The 17,001-nt window shown below is 61.7% G+C and carries 17 protein-coding genes; 9 read left to right on the forward strand and 8 right to left on the reverse strand.

Annotated elements, in window-relative coordinates; translation table 11 throughout:
- The first annotated feature begins 158 nt into the window (after nucleotides 1–158).
- A complete protein-coding gene (locus tag AC2T3R_RS11140; protein ID WP_039612897.1) occupies nucleotides 159–1,085 on the forward strand; it encodes a universal stress protein in 927 nt (308 codons plus the stop codon).
- A 27-nt stretch (nucleotides 1,086–1,112) separates the two neighbouring features.
- On the opposite strand, the gene AC2T3R_RS11145 is transcribed toward AC2T3R_RS11140, so the two are convergent.
- On the reverse strand, nucleotides 1,113–1,661 hold the full coding sequence (locus AC2T3R_RS11145) for a GNAT family N-acetyltransferase (protein ID WP_486745099.1): 549 nt from the start codon (nucleotides 1,659–1,661) through the stop codon (nucleotides 1,113–1,115).
- Nucleotides 1,662–1,847: 186 nt separating this feature from the next.
- Between AC2T3R_RS11145 and AC2T3R_RS11150 the strand changes: the two genes are divergently transcribed.
- Genes AC2T3R_RS11150 through AC2T3R_RS11160 form a run of 3 tightly spaced genes read left to right on the forward strand, consistent with a single transcriptional unit; the run spans nucleotide 1,848 to nucleotide 4,796 of the window.
- Nucleotides 1,848–2,762 (forward strand): universal stress protein, encoded by a 915-nt coding sequence (locus AC2T3R_RS11150; RefSeq protein ID WP_486745100.1) that lies wholly within the window; start codon nucleotides 1,848–1,850, stop codon nucleotides 2,760–2,762.
- Between the two features lie 2 nt (nucleotides 2,763–2,764).
- Nucleotides 2,765–4,132, forward strand: coding sequence for an MBL fold metallo-hydrolase RNA specificity domain-containing protein (locus AC2T3R_RS11155; protein ID WP_023661504.1), 1,368 nt, complete (start codon nucleotides 2,765–2,767; stop codon nucleotides 4,130–4,132).
- Between the two features lie 55 nt (nucleotides 4,133–4,187).
- Nucleotides 4,188–4,796 carry a hypothetical protein gene (locus AC2T3R_RS11160; protein WP_043935573.1) on the forward strand — a complete coding sequence of 203 codons (609 nt, stop codon included), beginning with the start codon at nucleotides 4,188–4,190 and terminating at the stop codon, nucleotides 4,794–4,796.
- A gap of 184 nt (nucleotides 4,797–4,980) precedes the next feature.
- Here the strand turns inward: AC2T3R_RS11160 and AC2T3R_RS11165 are convergent, their stop codons facing one another.
- On the reverse strand, nucleotides 4,981–5,550 hold the full coding sequence (locus tag AC2T3R_RS11165) for a GNAT family N-acetyltransferase (protein WP_024086874.1): 570 nt from the start codon (nucleotides 5,548–5,550) through the stop codon (nucleotides 4,981–4,983).
- 57 nt (nucleotides 5,551–5,607) lie between these two features.
- The gene (locus AC2T3R_RS11170; protein WP_486745101.1) at nucleotides 5,608–6,066 is read right to left on the reverse strand and encodes a hemerythrin domain-containing protein; all 459 of its coding nucleotides are present in this window, start codon (nucleotides 6,064–6,066) and stop codon (nucleotides 5,608–5,610) included.
- A gap of 234 nt (nucleotides 6,067–6,300) precedes the next feature.
- Between AC2T3R_RS11170 and AC2T3R_RS11175 the strand changes: the two genes are divergently transcribed.
- The gene (locus AC2T3R_RS11175) at nucleotides 6,301–7,032 is read left to right on the forward strand and encodes a helix-turn-helix domain-containing protein (RefSeq protein WP_024086875.1); all 732 of its coding nucleotides are present in this window, start codon (nucleotides 6,301–6,303) and stop codon (nucleotides 7,030–7,032) included.
- On the opposite strand, the gene AC2T3R_RS11180 is transcribed toward AC2T3R_RS11175, so the two are convergent.
- On the reverse strand, nucleotides 7,007–7,732 hold the full coding sequence (locus AC2T3R_RS11180) for a ferredoxin reductase domain-containing protein (RefSeq protein WP_015270130.1): 726 nt from the start codon (nucleotides 7,730–7,732) through the stop codon (nucleotides 7,007–7,009). The genes AC2T3R_RS11175 and AC2T3R_RS11180 overlap by 26 nt on opposite strands.
- Nucleotides 7,733–7,926: 194 nt before the next feature.
- On the opposite strand from AC2T3R_RS11180, the gene AC2T3R_RS11185 reads away from it, so the two are divergent.
- Complete coding sequence (locus AC2T3R_RS11185; RefSeq protein ID WP_410952642.1) at nucleotides 7,927–8,481, forward strand: Hsp20/alpha crystallin family protein; 555 nt, start codon at nucleotides 7,927–7,929, stop codon at nucleotides 8,479–8,481.
- Nucleotides 8,482–8,621: 140 nt separating this feature from the next.
- Here AC2T3R_RS11185 and AC2T3R_RS11190 read toward each other — a convergent pair whose 3' ends face one another.
- Together AC2T3R_RS11190 and ftsH are read right to left on the reverse strand one after the other, a co-directional pair.
- Nucleotides 8,622–9,047: a potassium channel family protein gene (locus AC2T3R_RS11190; protein ID WP_486745102.1), complete on the reverse strand. Its 426-nt coding sequence runs from the start codon at nucleotides 9,045–9,047 to the stop codon at nucleotides 8,622–8,624.
- A 27-nt stretch (nucleotides 9,048–9,074) separates the two neighbouring features.
- Nucleotides 9,075–10,916: an ATP-dependent zinc metalloprotease FtsH gene (ftsH, locus tag AC2T3R_RS11195; protein WP_486745103.1), complete on the reverse strand. Its 1,842-nt coding sequence runs from the start codon at nucleotides 10,914–10,916 to the stop codon at nucleotides 9,075–9,077.
- A gap of 358 nt (nucleotides 10,917–11,274) precedes the next feature.
- Here ftsH and AC2T3R_RS11200 point away from each other — a divergent pair, with 358 nt between their 5' ends.
- The 3 genes from AC2T3R_RS11200 (at nucleotide 11,275) to AC2T3R_RS11210 (ending at nucleotide 14,836) form a co-directional block, all read left to right on the forward strand.
- Complete coding sequence (locus tag AC2T3R_RS11200) at nucleotides 11,275–11,529, forward strand: hypothetical protein (protein WP_024086880.1); 255 nt, start codon at nucleotides 11,275–11,277, stop codon at nucleotides 11,527–11,529.
- A gap of 5 nt (nucleotides 11,530–11,534) precedes the next feature.
- Nucleotides 11,535–13,817, forward strand: coding sequence for a heavy metal translocating P-type ATPase (locus AC2T3R_RS11205; RefSeq protein ID WP_486745104.1), 2,283 nt, complete (start codon nucleotides 11,535–11,537; stop codon nucleotides 13,815–13,817).
- 128 nt (nucleotides 13,818–13,945) lie between these two features.
- On the forward strand, nucleotides 13,946–14,836 hold the full coding sequence (locus AC2T3R_RS11210) for a universal stress protein (RefSeq protein ID WP_486745105.1): 891 nt from the start codon (nucleotides 13,946–13,948) through the stop codon (nucleotides 14,834–14,836).
- 15 nt (nucleotides 14,837–14,851) lie between these two features.
- Here the strand turns inward: AC2T3R_RS11210 and AC2T3R_RS11215 are convergent, their stop codons facing one another.
- Nucleotides 14,852–15,811, reverse strand: coding sequence for a ribose-phosphate diphosphokinase (locus AC2T3R_RS11215; RefSeq protein WP_486745106.1), 960 nt, complete (start codon nucleotides 15,809–15,811; stop codon nucleotides 14,852–14,854).
- Nucleotides 15,812–15,988: 177 nt separating this feature from the next.
- Complete coding sequence (locus tag AC2T3R_RS11220) at nucleotides 15,989–16,978, reverse strand: universal stress protein (RefSeq protein ID WP_486745107.1); 990 nt, start codon at nucleotides 16,976–16,978, stop codon at nucleotides 15,989–15,991.
- Nucleotides 16,979–17,001 lie beyond the last annotated feature (23 nt).

Raw genomic sequence — 17,001 nt, forward strand, 5'->3', positions numbered from 1 at the left:
GATTGCGCCGTTAACGGCCAGGATCTTTGACCAGCATCAAATTTCCGCGCAGCGGGCGTTGCCGTTTGTCCGCCCAGTGGTTCAGTTGATAAACATCAAATCTGCCAGGTGCGGGTGATGGATGATCCAGAAACACTTCCCAACCGCTGAGGTGCGCCATGGACAACCCGCAAAGACTCCTGCTGATCGCCTCGCCGCTGATGCGGCGCACCCCGGTCTACGACCGTGCGGCTGCGCTGGCCAAGGCCAAGGGCATGGCCCTGCATATCGTTGCTTTCGACTATCTCGAAGGCCTTGCCACGGCGGGCCTGGTCAACGACCAGGCACTGGCTGTGATGCGTGAAGGTTATGTACAGCAACACCGTGGATGGCTTGAAACCCAAGCGCTTTCGATGCGCCGTAACGGGGTCACGGTCACCACCGAAGTGGTATGGGTGCAGCATCCGCTGGACGAGATCCTCGTCCACCTGCGCGAGCAGCCGTTCGCCATGCTGATCAAGGCCTTCGAGCATGAGCCCTGGTGGGCGCGGGCGATGTTCACCTCGCTCGACATTCAGTTGCTGCGGGAAACCCGCATCCCCCTGCACCTGGTGCATCAGGCCAGCCACGCGCTGCCGCGCAAGATTCTGGCTGCCGTGGACCTGTCCCGCCCCGAGGACCAGTTTGAGGGGTTCAACGACCAGATCATCAGTGAAGCGCTGAAACTGGCATTACAGTGCAACGCCCAGATCGAACTGCTATATGCCTACGACCTGGGGTCCATGTACCTGGACTCAGGCGGCAGCCGCGAGCATTCGTTTCTGTTCGACTCCAACCTCGCCCAGACGCTGCACGAGGCGCAAAGCGAGGCATTCCAGGCACTGGCCGAACGCAACGGTATCGCCGCCGAACACCGCCACCTGCGGCTGGGAGACCCGGCCAAGGTGCTGGCGCTGTTCATGGACAACAATGATATCGATGTGCTGGTCATGGGCAGTTACCACCATCGCGGCATTGGCTGGTTCATCGGTAGCACTGCGGAGCGGGTATTGCATCGGTTGTCCAGCAGCGTGCTGGTGATATCACCAGAGCATTCCCAAGGCTGAGAGACAAGGCCCGAAAGGGCCTTGCTTTCAGGCGTGAAGATCGAGCTCGTGAAGGATTTCGCTGACATCGCCACCCAGGTAGCGGGAGGTGAACCCCAGGGTCTTGGTCAGCCGGTGCATGGCGTAGTTGTTCGCCAGGTCCCTGGAGATCATGCAGTGGAAGCCATTGCGCTTCGCGGCCGCGATCAGGTGCTGCATCAGCAGCCGGCCCAGCCCCTTGCGTTGCCATTCTTCATTTACGGCTACCGCGCATTCGCACTGGAGGCTGCCGGGAACACTGGCATACCGGCTGACCCCGATCTGGCGCAACTGGCCATCTGCATGGACCAGGGCAACGTAGGCTTCGCACTGGTGATGATCCACCGGCATATGCTGCGCATCCAGGCTCGGCACACCGCCACTGAGCCCGGCGATGAAGCGGAAACGCCGGGCCTCGAAGGCGATCGTGCTGAGAAAGCGGCGGTCCCTTTCGCGGTCTTCCTCGCGCAGGGGGCGGATCAGTACGGCAGAGCCATCAGAAAGCTTTTCGATCCAATGCTCGCACGCGTCTGGCTTTACAGTCTGCTGCCTGTTCATGTCGCCTCCCGGTCACCTGGTCGATGCTTGCCAGAGCTGTTGTACCGTGCTGGGCGGCGCCGGTTCTGACAATCGTCAAGTTCCGGCTCGGATGGTGGTTTTCTGATCTGCATCAAGCGCGAACAGGCCTGCTTTCGGACAATCGCCTACATCATCACGCCAGCCGCGCAAGCCCGGAGGTTCGCCATGGGTCAATATCGACAACTGCTGGTGCTGCTCACCGAGCTCGATCCGCATTCGGCCGCGCTGCGCCGGGCCCTGGCGCTGGCGCATGTCAGTGGTGCCAGTGTGCATGTACTGGGCTTGTTCGAACCGACGCAGGAGCACCTGCTGCGCGAAGAGCGATTGAACGAGGCCGATATCCAGCGTCAGTTCGACCAGTACCGTTTGCGGCTGGCGGGGTTGGTCGAGCGTCACCGTGGCAGCGGCATCGCTTTGACGGTCGACGCCTTGCAGGCAGATGACATCCGCAGCCAGGCCATCGACTACATCAGCGAACTGCACCCCGATATGGTCATCAAGGACAGCGAAGTGACGCCAACCATGGTGCGCCTGTTCAGCACGCCCCTGGATTGCGCGTTGATGCGGGGCTTGAGGGGCATCACGCACTTCGTACCGGAGGCGGCGGTGTCGCTGCCCCGGCGCGTGCTGGTCGCCGTGGACACCTCCTTCAGCGAAACCCCCGAGGACCAGGCGTCCTTCAACCGCAGGCTGATTCGTGCAGCGCAGGCGCTGGCACTGCAATGCGATGCACAGCTGCACCTGCTCTCGGCCTACAACCTGGCGGGCGTGTTCGCCTCGGACATGAACGTTACCCAGGCGTGGATCGATGAGATGCGCAATGCCTTGAAGGAGCCGTTCGACACCTTGGCGGACGCCGAGGGGGTCCCGGCCGATTGCCGCCACTTCATGGAAGGTGGCCCGGTTCAGGTGATTCGCGAGCAAGTCGCTGCGCTGGATATCGACGCGGTGGTCATGGGCGTCGTGCAGCCAAAGGGCCTGGACAAACTGCTCGGCGACACCACTGAACGCATCGTCAGCCGCCCGCCGTGCAGCGTCCTTGCGGTTCACCCTCAAGCGGCCGAAACCTTGGAGCCCTAGCCATGCAACTGACATTCCTCGGTGGTACCGGGACCGTGACGGGCAGCAAGTTCCTGTTGACCCGCGACAGCAGCCGCGTGCTGATCGACTGTGGGCTGTTCCAAGGCTACAAGCAACTGCGCCTGCGCAACTGGGAACCGCTATCGGCGGCGCTGCGCGCGCTCGATGCCGTGGTGCTGACCCACGCCCACCTCGACCACAGCGGTTATCTTCCGGTGCTCGCGAAGGAAGGCTATACCGGGCCGATCTACGCAACACCGGCCACCTGTGCCTTGGCCGAAATCCTGTTGCTCGACAGTGCCCGGCTGCAAGAAGAGCAGGCAGAGCATGCCAACCGGCACGGCTACTCGAAGCATTCGCCGGCACGCCCGCTTTACACCGAACAGGATGCAAAGCGTGCCTTGGCATTGTTGCGCCCTGTGGAGTTGCATCACCCGACCATGATTGCGCCAGGGATGGAGCTGCTGTTGCGCACGGCTGGGCACATACTCGGCGCGGCGACGGTACAGATCAAGGTCGACGGCCAGACCTTGGTCTTCTCTGGCGACCTGGGCCGGCCACAAGACCCGATCATGCGCGCGCCGGAACTGATCAGGACGGCAGACGTGCTGCTGGTGGAGTCCACCTATGGCGATCGCCAGCATCCAAGCGAATCGACCGAGCAGTTTCTGGCCCAGGTCATCAACCAGACTCTCCTGCGCCACGGCATCACCTTGGTGCCCTCATTCGCGGTTGGCCGGGCCCAGTTGCTGATGTATTACCTGTACAAGCTCAAGCGCGATGGCCTGATACCCGACATTCCGGTCTACCTCAACAGCCCGATGGCCACAGACGCAACCACCCTTTACCAGCAGTTCCGGAGCGAGCATCGCCTGACGTTGGCGGAATGCGCCGAGATGTGCAGGGGCACGCATATCATCCGTACCGTCGATGAATCCCGGCATCTGGATCAGCTGCGTGAGCCCGCGGTCATTATCGCCGCCAGTGGCATGGCGACCGGTGGACGAGTCTTGCACCATCTCAAGGCACTGGCCCCCAACCCGCGCAACAGCATTCTGTTCTCTGGTTTCCAGGCCGGTGGTACGCGCGGTGCCGACATCGTCGCCGGTGCGCGCAGTGTCCGCCTGCACGGTGAAGACGTGCCGATCCGGGCCCAGGTGCATGCGATGGATAATCTCTCTGCGCACGCCGATGCCGACGAGATCATGGAGTGGTTGCGCGGTTTCGCCCGCCCGCCACGCCAGACCTATGTCATCCATGGTGAACCGCACGCCGCCGACACGTTGCGGCGGCGGATCAGCATCGAGCTCGGTTGGCAGGTGTACGTACCCGAGTACCACGAAACGGTTGCTATTGACCCAGTGCGCTAGCCTGGGCCGGGAGGCTGTCATGGATACACAAGCAAGGGCGAAACTCCGGGCCTGGATGCATCGGCCACGGGGTAGCCTGGGGTTTATCGTGGCAATCTTCGCACTGCTCGTCGTGGTCGCTGCCTACCGGTCGTTGAACCCGAACTGGCGCCTGCCGATGCAACATCCACTTATGCTGCTGGCCTTGCTCGCCTTGTGCGTGGCGTTGGGGTGGGTGGTGCAGCGTGGCGTGAAACGCACGGTAGGCAAGACCATATTCAATGGCCAGGCCACGGGCTGGCAGGCTCGGCTTGCCTTCCTGCGCTCGGTCACCCAGGAGTCGAACGTGCTCTTGGGCATGTTGCTGTTCCTGGCGTTGCTCGCTGGCGGCACGGTTTGGCTGGCGGGGCGCTCGGTGGACCGAATCGTGGAAAATTGCACAGACAGCCTGCAGGCCCGGGTGAACACCCCTGAGGATGAAAAGCTCACGGCATTGGTCGGCAAGCCGGTGTGTACCTGCCTGGCGCAAACGTTTCTGGACCGTAATGGGGTGATACGCCTGGCCTTGTTCGAAACGCCGATGCGGGAAGTGAGCGCATACAAGGCGTTGACGGCAGACGATGAACAGCGCTGCCTCGAGCAGTTCGACCTGCTGCCTGAAGAGGCCCGGGCGACGCTGCCTTGAATGTTAGTAGTGCTTGCCAGTAGCTGGAACGACAGGCGCCCGTCGCGGCGCGGGAGGTTTCCATGTCGCATGATCTTGCTCCTTGTTCACGGATACCTCCTCGTGCGGATAGGGCCGGAGGTCGTGGGGCTTGCAGCGGGCGGGGCAGCACGGTGGCTGCCCCAGGCGCTGGCGCAGCGGCGCTTCAGGTCAGGTTGAGGCGATGGATGACCTGGGCCGGATCCTCCGGATCGGTGCTGGTGGTGAATCCTGCCGCCTTGGCCAGGTCGCGCATCGCCAGGTTGGCGGCTGAGTCGATCGAGTACATCTGCCGCAGGCCCTTTGCCCGGGCATGATCGGTCAGGTGCTTGAGCAGCAGGCGGCCCAGGCCATGGTGCTGCCAGCTGTCGAGTACTGTCACGGCGCATTCGCATTCATCCTTGCCGGCAATGGCGGCATAACGCGATATGCCCACCTCCTGCAGCTCGCCGTCCACATGGGCGAGGGCGACATAAGCCGCTTGTCGGTCCTGGTCGACCGCCATCAACTGGTCGAGCATCGCCTCACCGGGCTCTTTGATCTGGCACAGGAAGCGAAAATGCCGCGACTGCGGTGACAGCCGTTCGATGAAGGCCCTCTCGCGCTCCCGGTCCTTGGCTTGCAGCGGCCTGATCAGTACATGGGTGCCATTGTCGAGGGCTTCGATCCAATGCTCGCCCGCAGGCTTGGGAAACGAGGGCGCGGTATGTTGACGGGAAGTATCAGCAGAAGCCATGGCAGTATCCTCGTGTGATTGAGATGGGGCGGTTGGGCACTTGAATTTGCACTCCAGTTAATGCCATTGATGTTTTATTTCCAGCCATTGACTGTTTGAAAGCCATTTCTCTGCAGCTGGAAAGAATATGTTTTCCTCCGACTCCATGTGGTCGTAATATTTTTCGATATAGTCATCGACAGTGTCAGCGATTACTTTCGTGTCTTTTGTCGTAGCCGCTAATGTCTTCAATTGCCCAGCAATGCGCGCAAATGCCTGGTGATCTCGCTCGATATCCAGGATCCGCGGGTGGATCGGCGCCTCCGTGGCCAGCAAGGCTCGCCGAATGATTTCTTCATTCTCATGGTGGTGCCGCTCTGCATTGCTGTGCAAGGCCTCCAACATTTCGAACAAAAGCTTACAATCATCAGTGGCATCGGGTTCATGCTTTAGCTTTTTCAGCAACTTCCTGATCTGGCTTATCTTATTGGCCATGTCATGGTGATAGGCGTGAAGTTCGTTCAGTAAGGTATTCATGACACATCCTCTACACGTTACCAGACAATGCAGATTTATAAGGCCCAAGGGCCTTCAGACAGGAACACGGGTTGAAGGCTGTCTAAGTCGAGCATGAGGGCAGCGCACTGGCCTGACTTGATCTTGATCAAGCTTTAGTGGGGCACAGCCATGACCCTTGGTCAGTTGCCTCAGAAACTTCGGGCGAAGCGGCTAGCGTTTATAGAGCCCGCAAGAAAAAGCGGAGACATCGTCATGTCAGGCCCTGAAGATATGGGTATAAAGCCCCAGGTAAAGTGCCTTGCGTGCTCTTTGAGCCGACTTTGCCTGCCCGCCAGCCTAAGCGTCGATGAAGTGGAAAAGCTGGAGCGTATCATTCGCCGTAACCGCCCTTTGAAGAGGGGCGAGTATCTGTTCAAGGCCGATGAGCCCATGGAGCATGTGTTTGCCCTGCGCTCAGGGGTCATCAAGAATTTTCTGATTGATACCGAGGGCAACGAGCGGGTCACCGGCTTCGTTCTGCCGGGCGAAATCTTGGGGCTGGACGCTATCGGGGCAAGTCATTATCGGAGCTATGCGTTGGCGCTGGACGTTTCACTGGTCTGCTCGATCCGGCTGGACCAGTTGGTTGATCTGTCGGGGCAGATACCCGGATTGCGCTATCAATTGTTGCACATGCTCAGCCTGGGTATTCAAGGCAAGGACGAACACCTGCGCTGCTGCCACGGGCGAGCCGAGCAGCGCCTTTCGCTTTTCCTGTTGGGCATGGCGGCGCGTTATCAAGAAAGAGGTTTGCGTGCAGACGTCCTTAATCTGCCCATGTCGCGAGGAGATATCGCAAACTACCTGGACCTTACCCTGGAAACTGTCTCCCGGCTGTTCAGCCGGTTCAATCAGGCTGGGCTCCTGCAATGCGTTGGCCGGGAAGTCCGACTCATCGATCAACAGGGCCTGCTCAAGCTCAGTCGGATGGAGGAGCCGAATTGAGGGCCTCGAGAATCCTGTCATAACGTTGCACAGGCCCATTCAGAGGAAATTGACAATTCCAGGATGGACGCGACACATGGTCTGCCCGCAACCAGATACGCTGTATCGGGACCCCCTTTTGCCAACAGATGCGCGCGGCATGCCTTGCCACCAAGGATGGCGCGCAGCAGTAGACAGTGTCCGGCTTGAAATCCTCCAGCTGTTCAGTCAGTTGACTCCAAACGCTTCTGCTGTTGCGCGGCACCGAGGTAAACGCTGAGATCCATGGCTTACATTCAGCGGGCAGTTGCTCCTGCTCAAAGCTTTCGTGCAACAGCCTCACCTCTACCCAAGGTAGCCAACAGCGAACCTCATCCAGTGTGCAAAGTAGCGCCAAAACCCCCTCGCCGTGAGTGATAGCCAGCAGTCGCACACTCTGCAAGGGCACCGGCCAGGCGCTGCCCAGAGGGCCTGAGTACTCCAGCAGATCTCCGACCTTCAATGCCAGGACGCTGCGGGTGGCGACCATGAACCGACCTGCTGCGCCAGGCATGCTGATGTAGTTGCAGGTCCAGCGCTGGGTTTGATTCGCCAGTTGGCAATACTGGCCTGGCATCGCCTCGCTGCGTTGCGGGTTGCACAGCATCAGGCGAAGGTACTGTATGCCGGGCCCCGGCAATGTTTCCAGCAAACGGACACACTCACTGTCATCCTGGTCCATATGCGCCTCGAACAGGTTTGGGCGGGCCACGTTCCATATAAGCTAAGCCCCTGCGATGGCAACACTTTGATCAGGATCAAACCGACAGAGGATGGTGGCCGCATCCTGATTGATAAAGGTCAAACGGGGGCTTGCCTGCCAGCGCAATATCGAGGCGTCTCCCAGGGAGGCATTACTCATTAGAGGAGGTCGCCATGTCCGAAACAGCGAAGAAAGTACCTGTCACTTCCGCAACCACCCAACCTGCCAAGGCTACGCCGCCAAGTACCGAGCCATCGGACCTGTGGCGCCCATTCCAGCAGTTGCGGCGTCAGATCGACAGCCTGTTCGACGATTTCGGTCGCCGGCCATTGCGCATGCCGTTCAGCCATACCCCGTTCGATGTCGAGCCATTCTGGCGCCGTGAACTGTTCAGCCATGGCATGCCGGCGATGGATATCAGCGAACTGGCCGATGAGTTTCGCATCAGTGCCGAACTGCCTGGTGTGGACGACAAGGACATCGAGATCAAGCTGGTCAATGGCAGCGTTGTGATCCGCGGCGAGAAGCAGGAAGAGGTTGACGAAAAGCGCAAGGAGTACCACCTGTCAGAGCGTCACTACGGCAGCTTCGAGCGGGTCTTCCAGTTGCCCCGTGAAGTCGACGCTGAAAAGATCACTGCCCAGTTTGCCAAGGGCGTGCTGCTGGTGCACTTGCCCAAGCGCGCCGAAGCGATTCACCCTGAAAAAGTGATTCCCATCACCAAATGAGCGACCCGGCCGCGTTCAGGAGCATGGACGCTCCCTTTTCGTGTTACAGCGCAACGGTGCTCCAACCAACTGCCCCAGGTGACCTTCGCAAGCCGTCCACTTGTGGCACTGGACGCCGCACCCAGACGCCTGAACAGGTGCTATTTGGCTTTCCAGTATTTCTGCATTTCGAGGAACAGGAACGACGCGGTCCAGGTGATCAGCACCAGGCCTGTCAACGCTTGCAGGCCGGTGAGGTACTTCAGATGGCCGTTAGGCGCTATGTCGCCAAAGCCTATCGTGGTGTAGGTGGTGAAGGAAAAGTACACGCAATCCAGGAAGCTGCCGTCGAAGTTGCCACTGAGCATGCCCCAGCCTTCGGCGTGAATCATCAGGTAATACACCAGGGCGAAACACCAGACCTCCAGCGCATGAGCCAGCAGCGCGCCGAATACGCCTGCGACGATCCGGAATCGGCTCCACAGTTTCAGCCGCGGTAGCCAGTCGTTCAGGCGCAGCAGGCATTCGTAGTGGATGATCACCACCAGGATCACCACCAGCATGTTGATCAATGTGACGGTGAGCATGGTCGGTACTCGGACTGGATCGGAGTGTCATTTGGCCGCATCGACCAGATTATAGGTGGCAGGGTCCTTGGCCACCGGCAGCAGCGCCGGGAATTCTTCCGGGGTGATGGTTTCCCTGGCCAACAACAGGCGTGCCCCAGTGTCCAGGTCGGCGCGTCGTTGCTCGAGCAAGGTCCGGGCACGGGCGTAAGCGTCTTCCAGCAGGCCTCGAATACCCAGGTCGATTTCGCGCGCGGTCTGCTCTGAGTAGTCCTTGCGCTCCTGGCGCAACAACGATTCGCCCAGGTAACTGGCCTGTTGGCGCTCCAGCACTGCCTGGCCCAGTTCCGTGCTCATGCCGAATCGGGTGATCAACTGGCGGGCGATGTCGGTGGCGCGTCCCAGGTCGTCGGCAGCCCCGGTGGACACCTGGCCGTATACCAGGCTTTCGGCGGCTCGTCCGGCCATCAGCACGACGATCCGGTCGCGGAGCATCTGCGCGCTGATCAGGTAGCGGTCATCGGTCGGCCGTTGCAGGGTGAACCCCAGCGAGCCAGCGGCCCTGGGGATGATCGACACCTTGTGCACCGGGTCCATCGCCGGCAGGCTGCTTGCGGCCAGCGCGTGGCCCATCTCATGGTACGCCACGACCTGGCGTTCATCGTCGCGCAGCACGTTACCCTTGCGCTCCACGCCTGCCACCAGGCGCTCGACGGCAGCGGTGAAGTCCTGCAGCTCGACCCATTGGCTGGCACGTCGGGTGGCGACGATGGCGGCTTCGTTCACCAGGTTGGCCAGGTCGGCGCCGGTCAGGCCGGGGGTGATGTCGGCGATGCGTTCGCAGTCCAGGTCGTTCTTGTAGACGATCTTGTGCAGGTGCACCTTGAGGATCGCCAGGCGACCCTTGCGGTCAGGCCGGTCGATCAGGATCTGCCGGTCGAACCGTCCGGCTCGCAGCAGCGCGGGGTCCAGTATCTCCGGGCGGTTGGTCGCCGCCAGCAGCACGACGCCTTCGCGTGGGTCGAAGCCATCCAGTTCGGCCAGCAGTTGATTGAGCGTCTGTTCCTTCTCGTCATTGCCGCCCAGGCTGCCGATGCCACGCATCTTGCCCAGGGCGTCCAGTTCGTCGATGAAAATGATGCAGGGCGCGGCGCGTCGGGCCTGGTCGAACAGGTCGCGCACCCGCGCCGCGCCCACGCCGACGAACATCTCGACGAACTCGGACCCTGAGATCGAGAAAAAGGGTACCGCCGCTTCGCCGGCGATCGCCTTGGCCACCAGGGTCTTGCCGGTGCCCGGGGGGCCGACCAGCAATGTGCCCTTGGGCACATGCGCCCCCAGACGGGCATAGAACGCCTGGTTCTTGAGGAAGGACACCACTTCGGTGAGTTCGCCCTTGACGTCGTCTATGCCCGCCACATCGGCGAAGGTGACCTTGATGTCACGCTCGACGTAGACCCGGGCGCGCGACTTCCCCACACCCATCAGACCGCCCAGGCCTTGTTTATCGGTTACCCCACGAAACAGGAAGAACCACAGCGCCAGCATCATTATCAGCGGCATGAGCCAACCCACCATGGCAGCCAGGTTGCTGTCCTCGGCTACTCCGGTGAAGGTCACGCCCGTGCGGCCCAGTTGCTCGCTCAGTTGCGGGTCGATCCGCACCGTGGAGAACATCGAGCGGCCTGCGATGGGTTCCTGCAGCTTGCCCAGGATACGGTCGTGTTCGACCCGAAGGTCGCTGACCTTTTGCTGCTCCAGCAATTGCAGGAACTGGCTATAGGAGATGGTCTGCACGGCCGCACGGTCGAATAGGCCGAACTGAATGGCGGCGAGCACGGAAAGCCCGATCGCCAGCAAGTACAGCTTCCAGGGCTGATCTTTGTTCATGACCATATCTCGTGGTGGGCAGCCGGGTCAGGCGATCAACAAGTAGTCTTCGACCTTGCTCACGTCCAGGCAGCGCGCTCGACCAATTTCCGTTCGCGAAGCAAATGCACCTTGGCTTCCAGCCCACCGTTGACGGTGTCGCGCAAATCAAGGTCGTTCGGGTGGTCTTCGCTATTCGTTGGAAAGGTGGGCTGAGATGCCCTCAGCCCATGTTTCTACCCCCCAAGCGGTATTACGTGATTGACAAAGGTCAAAACCGGCGCGCTATCGCACGCTGGGCGAGATTGATAAATGTCAGGCTGCGCTGAGTGGCGATGCCGATACTGAGGGTGTCTTGGGCATGCGCGAGGGCACCAACATGCAACGCTATCTGCTTGCCGGATTGTCCAGTCTGCTGCTGGCATCGGCTTCGGGCTGTACCCCTTGGCACGCTGAAGAATACGACGCGCGCCTGGAGTCGGCCGAGAACAACGCGGCTACCGCCCGTTTGCGGGCCGACCAGGTGTGCTACCGCATCGACCTGGTCGAGCAGACCGCCAACGAGGCACTGCGCAGAGCGACCCAGGCCCAGGAACAGGTCCAACAATTGCTGCAGCAGGCCAAGCGCAAGTGACCGCCATGTCACGTCGATGGCTGGACCCAAGCCTGTTGCTGGTCTGCGTCCTGGCCTTGCTGCTCGGAGGGCTGGCCTATGCGGCGCAACGGCCGACCTGGGCTGCGCTGATCTGGGCCGCCGGCAGCGCGATCATGGCAGCGGTGCTGGCGGTGGAAATGGCCCGGCGCCTGGCCAGGCGTGAGGCGGGCATTGACCTGATCGCGCTGATGTCGATTGGCGCGGCCCTGGCCCTTGAGCAGATGCTGGTAGGCGCCGTGGTTGCGCTGATGCTTGCCTCGGGCCGTACATTGGAGACTCTCAGCTTGCGTCACGCCGAGCGCGAGTTGCGGGCACTGATCGACCGGGCCCCTCAGCGGGCCTGGATTCAAGAGCTGGATGGTTTGCGTGAGGTACCGGTGGACGAAGTCCGCGCTGGGCAGAGTGTACTGGTGCGCCTGGGTGAGATCGTGCCGGTGGACGGGTGGTTGCAATCCGAGCAGGCGACCCTGGACGAAGCTGCGCTGACTGGCGAATCGTTACCGGTTACCCGCCATGCCGGTGAGCCGGTGGCCAGTGGGGTGACCAACTCCGGTGCGCCGCTGCTGTTGCTGGCCACGCATACCGCGGCGCAAAGCACCTACGCTGGCATCGTGAAACTGGCCGAAGCGGCACGTCAGTCACGGGCACCTTTCATGCGCCTGGCCGACCGCTATGCGCTGGCGTTGATCCCGCTGACATTGCTCATTGCTGCGCTGGCGTGGTGGGCCAGTGGCGATGTGCAGCGAGTGCTTGCCGTGCTGGTGGTCGCTACTCCTTGCCCGCTGATACTGGCGGTGCCAATTGCCATCATCTCGGGTATTTCGAGGGCTGCACGGCGCAACATACTCGTGCGTGACGGCGAGGTGCTTGAAGCCCTGGCCGGCATCCGCCAGGTGTTCCTCGACAAGACCGGTACCTTGACCAGTGGTCATGCCCAGTTGCAGTCGATCGAACTGAAGGGGCAAGGCGCGCCGTTGCAGATGCTGCAGTTGGCCGCTTCGTTGGCCCAGTCATCGACCCATCCGATTGCCCAGGCCATCGTTCATGCTGCCCGCCTGCGCAACCTGACGCTGACCGCGCCCGAGCAGGTGCAGGAAAGCCCCGGCCAGGGGCTTGCCGGGATCGTTCAAGGCAAGGCTGTACGCTTGGGCGCCCTGGCCTATGTGCAGAACGAGAAGGACGATGGCCAGTGGGCACAGGCACGTTTGCAGCAACTGGACTACCTGGCCAACAGCGGCAGTTTCGTGGCGGTTGACGGTGAGTTGAAAGCGGTACTGCGGCTGGCCGATGACTTGCGCCGGGAAACCCCCCAGACACTGCGCCGCCTGCGGGCGCGCGGGATCGAAAAGGTCGTCATGCTCACCGGTGACCGCCCGGAAACGGCGGAAATGGTTGCGCTGGCGGCGGGTATCGATGAGCTTCGCTCGGGGCTCTCGCCAGTCGACAAGATTCGCCTGGTGCAGGACGGCTGCCGCATGGCGCCCTCGCTGATGGTCGGCGATGGCATCAACGATGCGCCAGCATTGGCGGCGGCCGATGTCGGGGTTGCCATGGGCGCTTCTGGCGTCACGGCCTCTGCCCAGGCGGCCGGTGTGGTGTTGCTGGTCGATCGTCTCGATCGATTGGTCGATGCCTTGGATATCGCCCGGTACGCCGTGTACATCGCCCGTCAGGGGGTATGGGTGGGCATGAGCTTGTCGTTGCTGGCCATGCTGGTTGCCGCCGCCGGCTACCTGCCCGCGCTGCTGGGGGCGGTGTTGCAGGAAGGTATCGACCTGTTGATCATCGTCAACGCCTTGCGTGCGCTGGGCCCCTTGACGGCCGGGCGACGCAGCGGGCTTGCCGTCGAGGACCTGGATCGGTTGCAGGATGAGCATCGGCAACTCGACGGGTTGCTGACGGAGCTGAGCCAGATGGCCTGCGATTTCGCCAAACGCCCCATCGAGCAGGCGCGGGACGACCTGGGCAAACTGGTCACCGGCCTGCATGACCTTCTGGAGCGCCACGAGCGCGATGACGAGCGTCGTTTGTATCCGCTGCTGAGCCGCTTCATGCAGGGCGAAGATCCGCTCTCGGCGATGAGCCATACCCACCGGGAAATCTTCCGCCTCATCCATCTTCTTTCCTGCATGAGCCAGGATTTCAACCGAGCGGCAGCGAGCCCGAGCCCTGATGACATCCAGCACCAGCTGATACGCCTGGACACCTTGGCCAAGTTGCATTTCGACCAGGAAGAAGCCCTTTACCGGTATTTGGATCACCGCTGAGAGCATTCAGCGCCTGACAGGGTTGATAAAAATCAAGCGTTCAACTCCCCCCGAGGCAACCATGACCGATATCCCGGAAAAGCCAGCACCTTTGATGCATCCCCCGATCCCGATCATTGGAGGCTACCATGAGCCACTATCAACGCCTGTTGCTGATCCTGCGCCCGGCATTGTGCCAGTCCTGTGCCTTGGAACAGGCTGCCGCCCTGGCCAGGTCAAGTTCGGCCAGCCTGCACATAGTGGGTTTGCTGGAGTCGCTGGACAAGCTCAGGTTCCTGGAGACAGGTGACCCTCGGAGCGAGCGGCAGGCTCACCTGCAATCCCAGCAAGACCAGCTCGAGGCCCAGGCCAAGGTGCTACGAGCCTCGGGTGTGCAAGTGACGACGGAAGTCGCCTGGAGCAGCAATCTGCAGGCGGATATTCTCGAACATGCCCTGGAGATGCAGCCGGATGTACTGCTCAAGCAGGTCGAGCACGAGCCGGTGCTCAAGCGGGCCTTCTTTACCCCATTGGACTGGCAGTTGCTGCGCCATTGCCCGATCCCGGTCTACCTGTTGGGCGCCGCCAGACCGGCCTTGCCTCGCCAGATCGTCGCGGCGGTGGACGTGGCCGATCAATCGCCCGAGGGCCAGGCGCGCAATAACAGCATCGTCCTGCAGGCCAATGCGCTGGCCTTGCAGACCGGCGCGCAACTGGACCTGCTGTTCGCCTGTGACCTGACCATGGCCTACATGGGCGACATGGGATATGGCGCCTGGGCCATTGGCGACGTCGGCGAGTCCTTGCGCCATGCCCTGGAGGACGATTTCAAGGCGCTGGCCGACCGCTACGGTGCGCCGGCCGAACGCAGGCACTTCCTGCTGGGCCGCCCGGTCGCGGTGCTGAGTGAATATGTCGAGACCCACCCGGTGGACGTCATCGTCATGGGCAGGCCGCTTGCCCGTGGGCTGGACCGACTGTTCGGCAGCACCACGGAGCATGTGTTGTACCAGATACCCTGCAATATCCTGGCGGTGTAGGGCGATGCCTAGGGTTCATGCGCCCCAGCCCCGGCGGTTGGCAAGCAACTCGGCGACCAGGGCGCTGGTATCGACGATATCCAGCTGCTGCAGGCATCGCACGGGCAGGCGAAAGGGCGCGATGCTGTCGGCCACCAGTACCCGTTCGAATACCCCGCTGTCGAACAGCTCGCCACCAGTGGTGAACAGGCCATGGGTGGCAGCGGCCAGCATGCGGCTGGCTCCGGCCTGCCGGCAGGCCTGAGCTGCGCGCAGCAGCGTCTGCCCCGTGCTGATCAGGTCGTCGAACACGATGACAGTGCTACCTGCCACGTCACCCACCAGGTGTTCGCCGCTCAGGCCCGCCTGCTGGCGGTGCTTTTCCATCATGGCCACAGATACCGGGCGCCCGAGCAGGTCCGCCAGAACCTGGCGAAACTGCTCGGCGCGTTTGATGCCGCCAATATCCGGCGACACGACCGTGACTGTCTGCTCACCGAGCAGCGGGGCCAGGTGTTGGGCGAACAGCTCGGTGCATTGCAGGTTCCAGCTCGGGATTCGGTAGGCGTTGTCGAAGGCGCTGGGGTTGTGTACGTCCAGCGCCACCACGCGGTCGACACCGATGCTTTCCATCAGGCAAGCCACATGGCGGGTGATGGTCGCATCCTGAAACTCCACCTTGCGGTCCTTGCGGCCATAACACAGGTAAGGCGTGACTGCTGTCACCCGGCTGGCACCGGCGTCCTTGAGCGCACCACAGAAGAACAGCAACCGGCACAGCTTGTCGTGTGCGCTGTGGTGCGCGTCGCCATAGAGCGAGTGAAAGACGATGACCGATCGACCGTCGACCGATTCGCCAGGCCAGCATTTGTGTTCTCCGTCCTCGTAGTCACGCTCTTCATGTGCTGACAGTGTCCAGCCCAGGCGTTGCGCCACGGCATTCCCATAGGCCTGGCTGCCTCGCAGGGCGAACAGTAACGGCGGTGTCTCATTCATGCCCTGCGCTCCATTGGTCGTACATAGCAACATAAGCTGAGTTGGACTGTGGGGTTTGACGTTTATCAAGTCGAGCATAGCCTGCAGGCGGACACTGGGCAGGTCAGAGCATGCCAAGGCCTGCGCACCTATACCCTGCACGGAGAGTGGAGAAGGTGAAACCAGGCAGGTGATCGTTCAACCGTGGATCGCCAGAATGCTGGAGTGAACCTTGTACAGGGTTTGCTCTGTAGTACTGCCAAGGACCTTGCTCACCCCCTCGTGGTAGAGCGTACCCATCACCACCACGTCGAAGCCATGCTTGTTCGCGTAGTCGCTGACCACGTTACGGGCAGCGCCTCGCACCAGGTGCAGATGATCTGGCTTGATGCCGTAGCGGCCGCCGAACGTCGCCATGCGCTCGCGCGCGCGACCAGATATTTCCTCTACCAGCTTGTCAGTCCAGGCCACGGGTGCGGCGGCATAGGCAACGAAGCTGGTGCTGGGTTCATAGGCCTGCAGCAGGTGCAGTTGCGCCTTGCATCGCTGTGCCAGTGCCTGTGCCCGTTGCAGGATGTGGTCGTTGAGCCTGTCGATCACCGGGTCGTGCTCGACAAGATCCACGGCGACAAGGATGCGCGCTGGCAGCTTGGTTTCAGCCTGGGCCACCAGGTGCATCGGGATCGGGCAACCGCGCAGCAGTTGCCAGTCCAAGGGGGTGAGCAGGGCACGGCTCAAGGCGGTTTCGTGCCTGATGTCCTTGATCACCATCTCCACCCGGTGCAGTTGGGCCAGCCGGATCAAGTCCTTGAGCGGGTCTTCATCGTCCAGTGTCTCGGCGTAGGCGGTAATGCCCAGTTCGCCCAGCGCCTTCACCTGGTCGGCGAGCCAAGCCTTGCGGTGCTCGGCGTCCTGCTTGCGGGCATTACTGCGCAGCACCTGGTCCAGGGTGGCCAGGCGTGAGGGCAGTTGACTGAGCACCACCAGGTGCAAGGTGGCGCCTGCCGTACTGGCCAGCGCCTGAGCACGCATCAGGGCAGGCGAGGGGTGCAGGTCTGGATGGCAGATCAGTAGCAGTCGCGAGTAAGCGTTCATGATGGCCTCCACGGCGATGGCAGCCTCGATGAAGGCCCACCGGTACAGGCCAAGGGTGACGCACTGGGGCTTGATGGCCTTGATATTTATCAAGATTGGCTGAGCGGCAGCTTCGA

Source organism: Pseudomonas sp. PVC-5-1, from assembly GCF_057444345.1.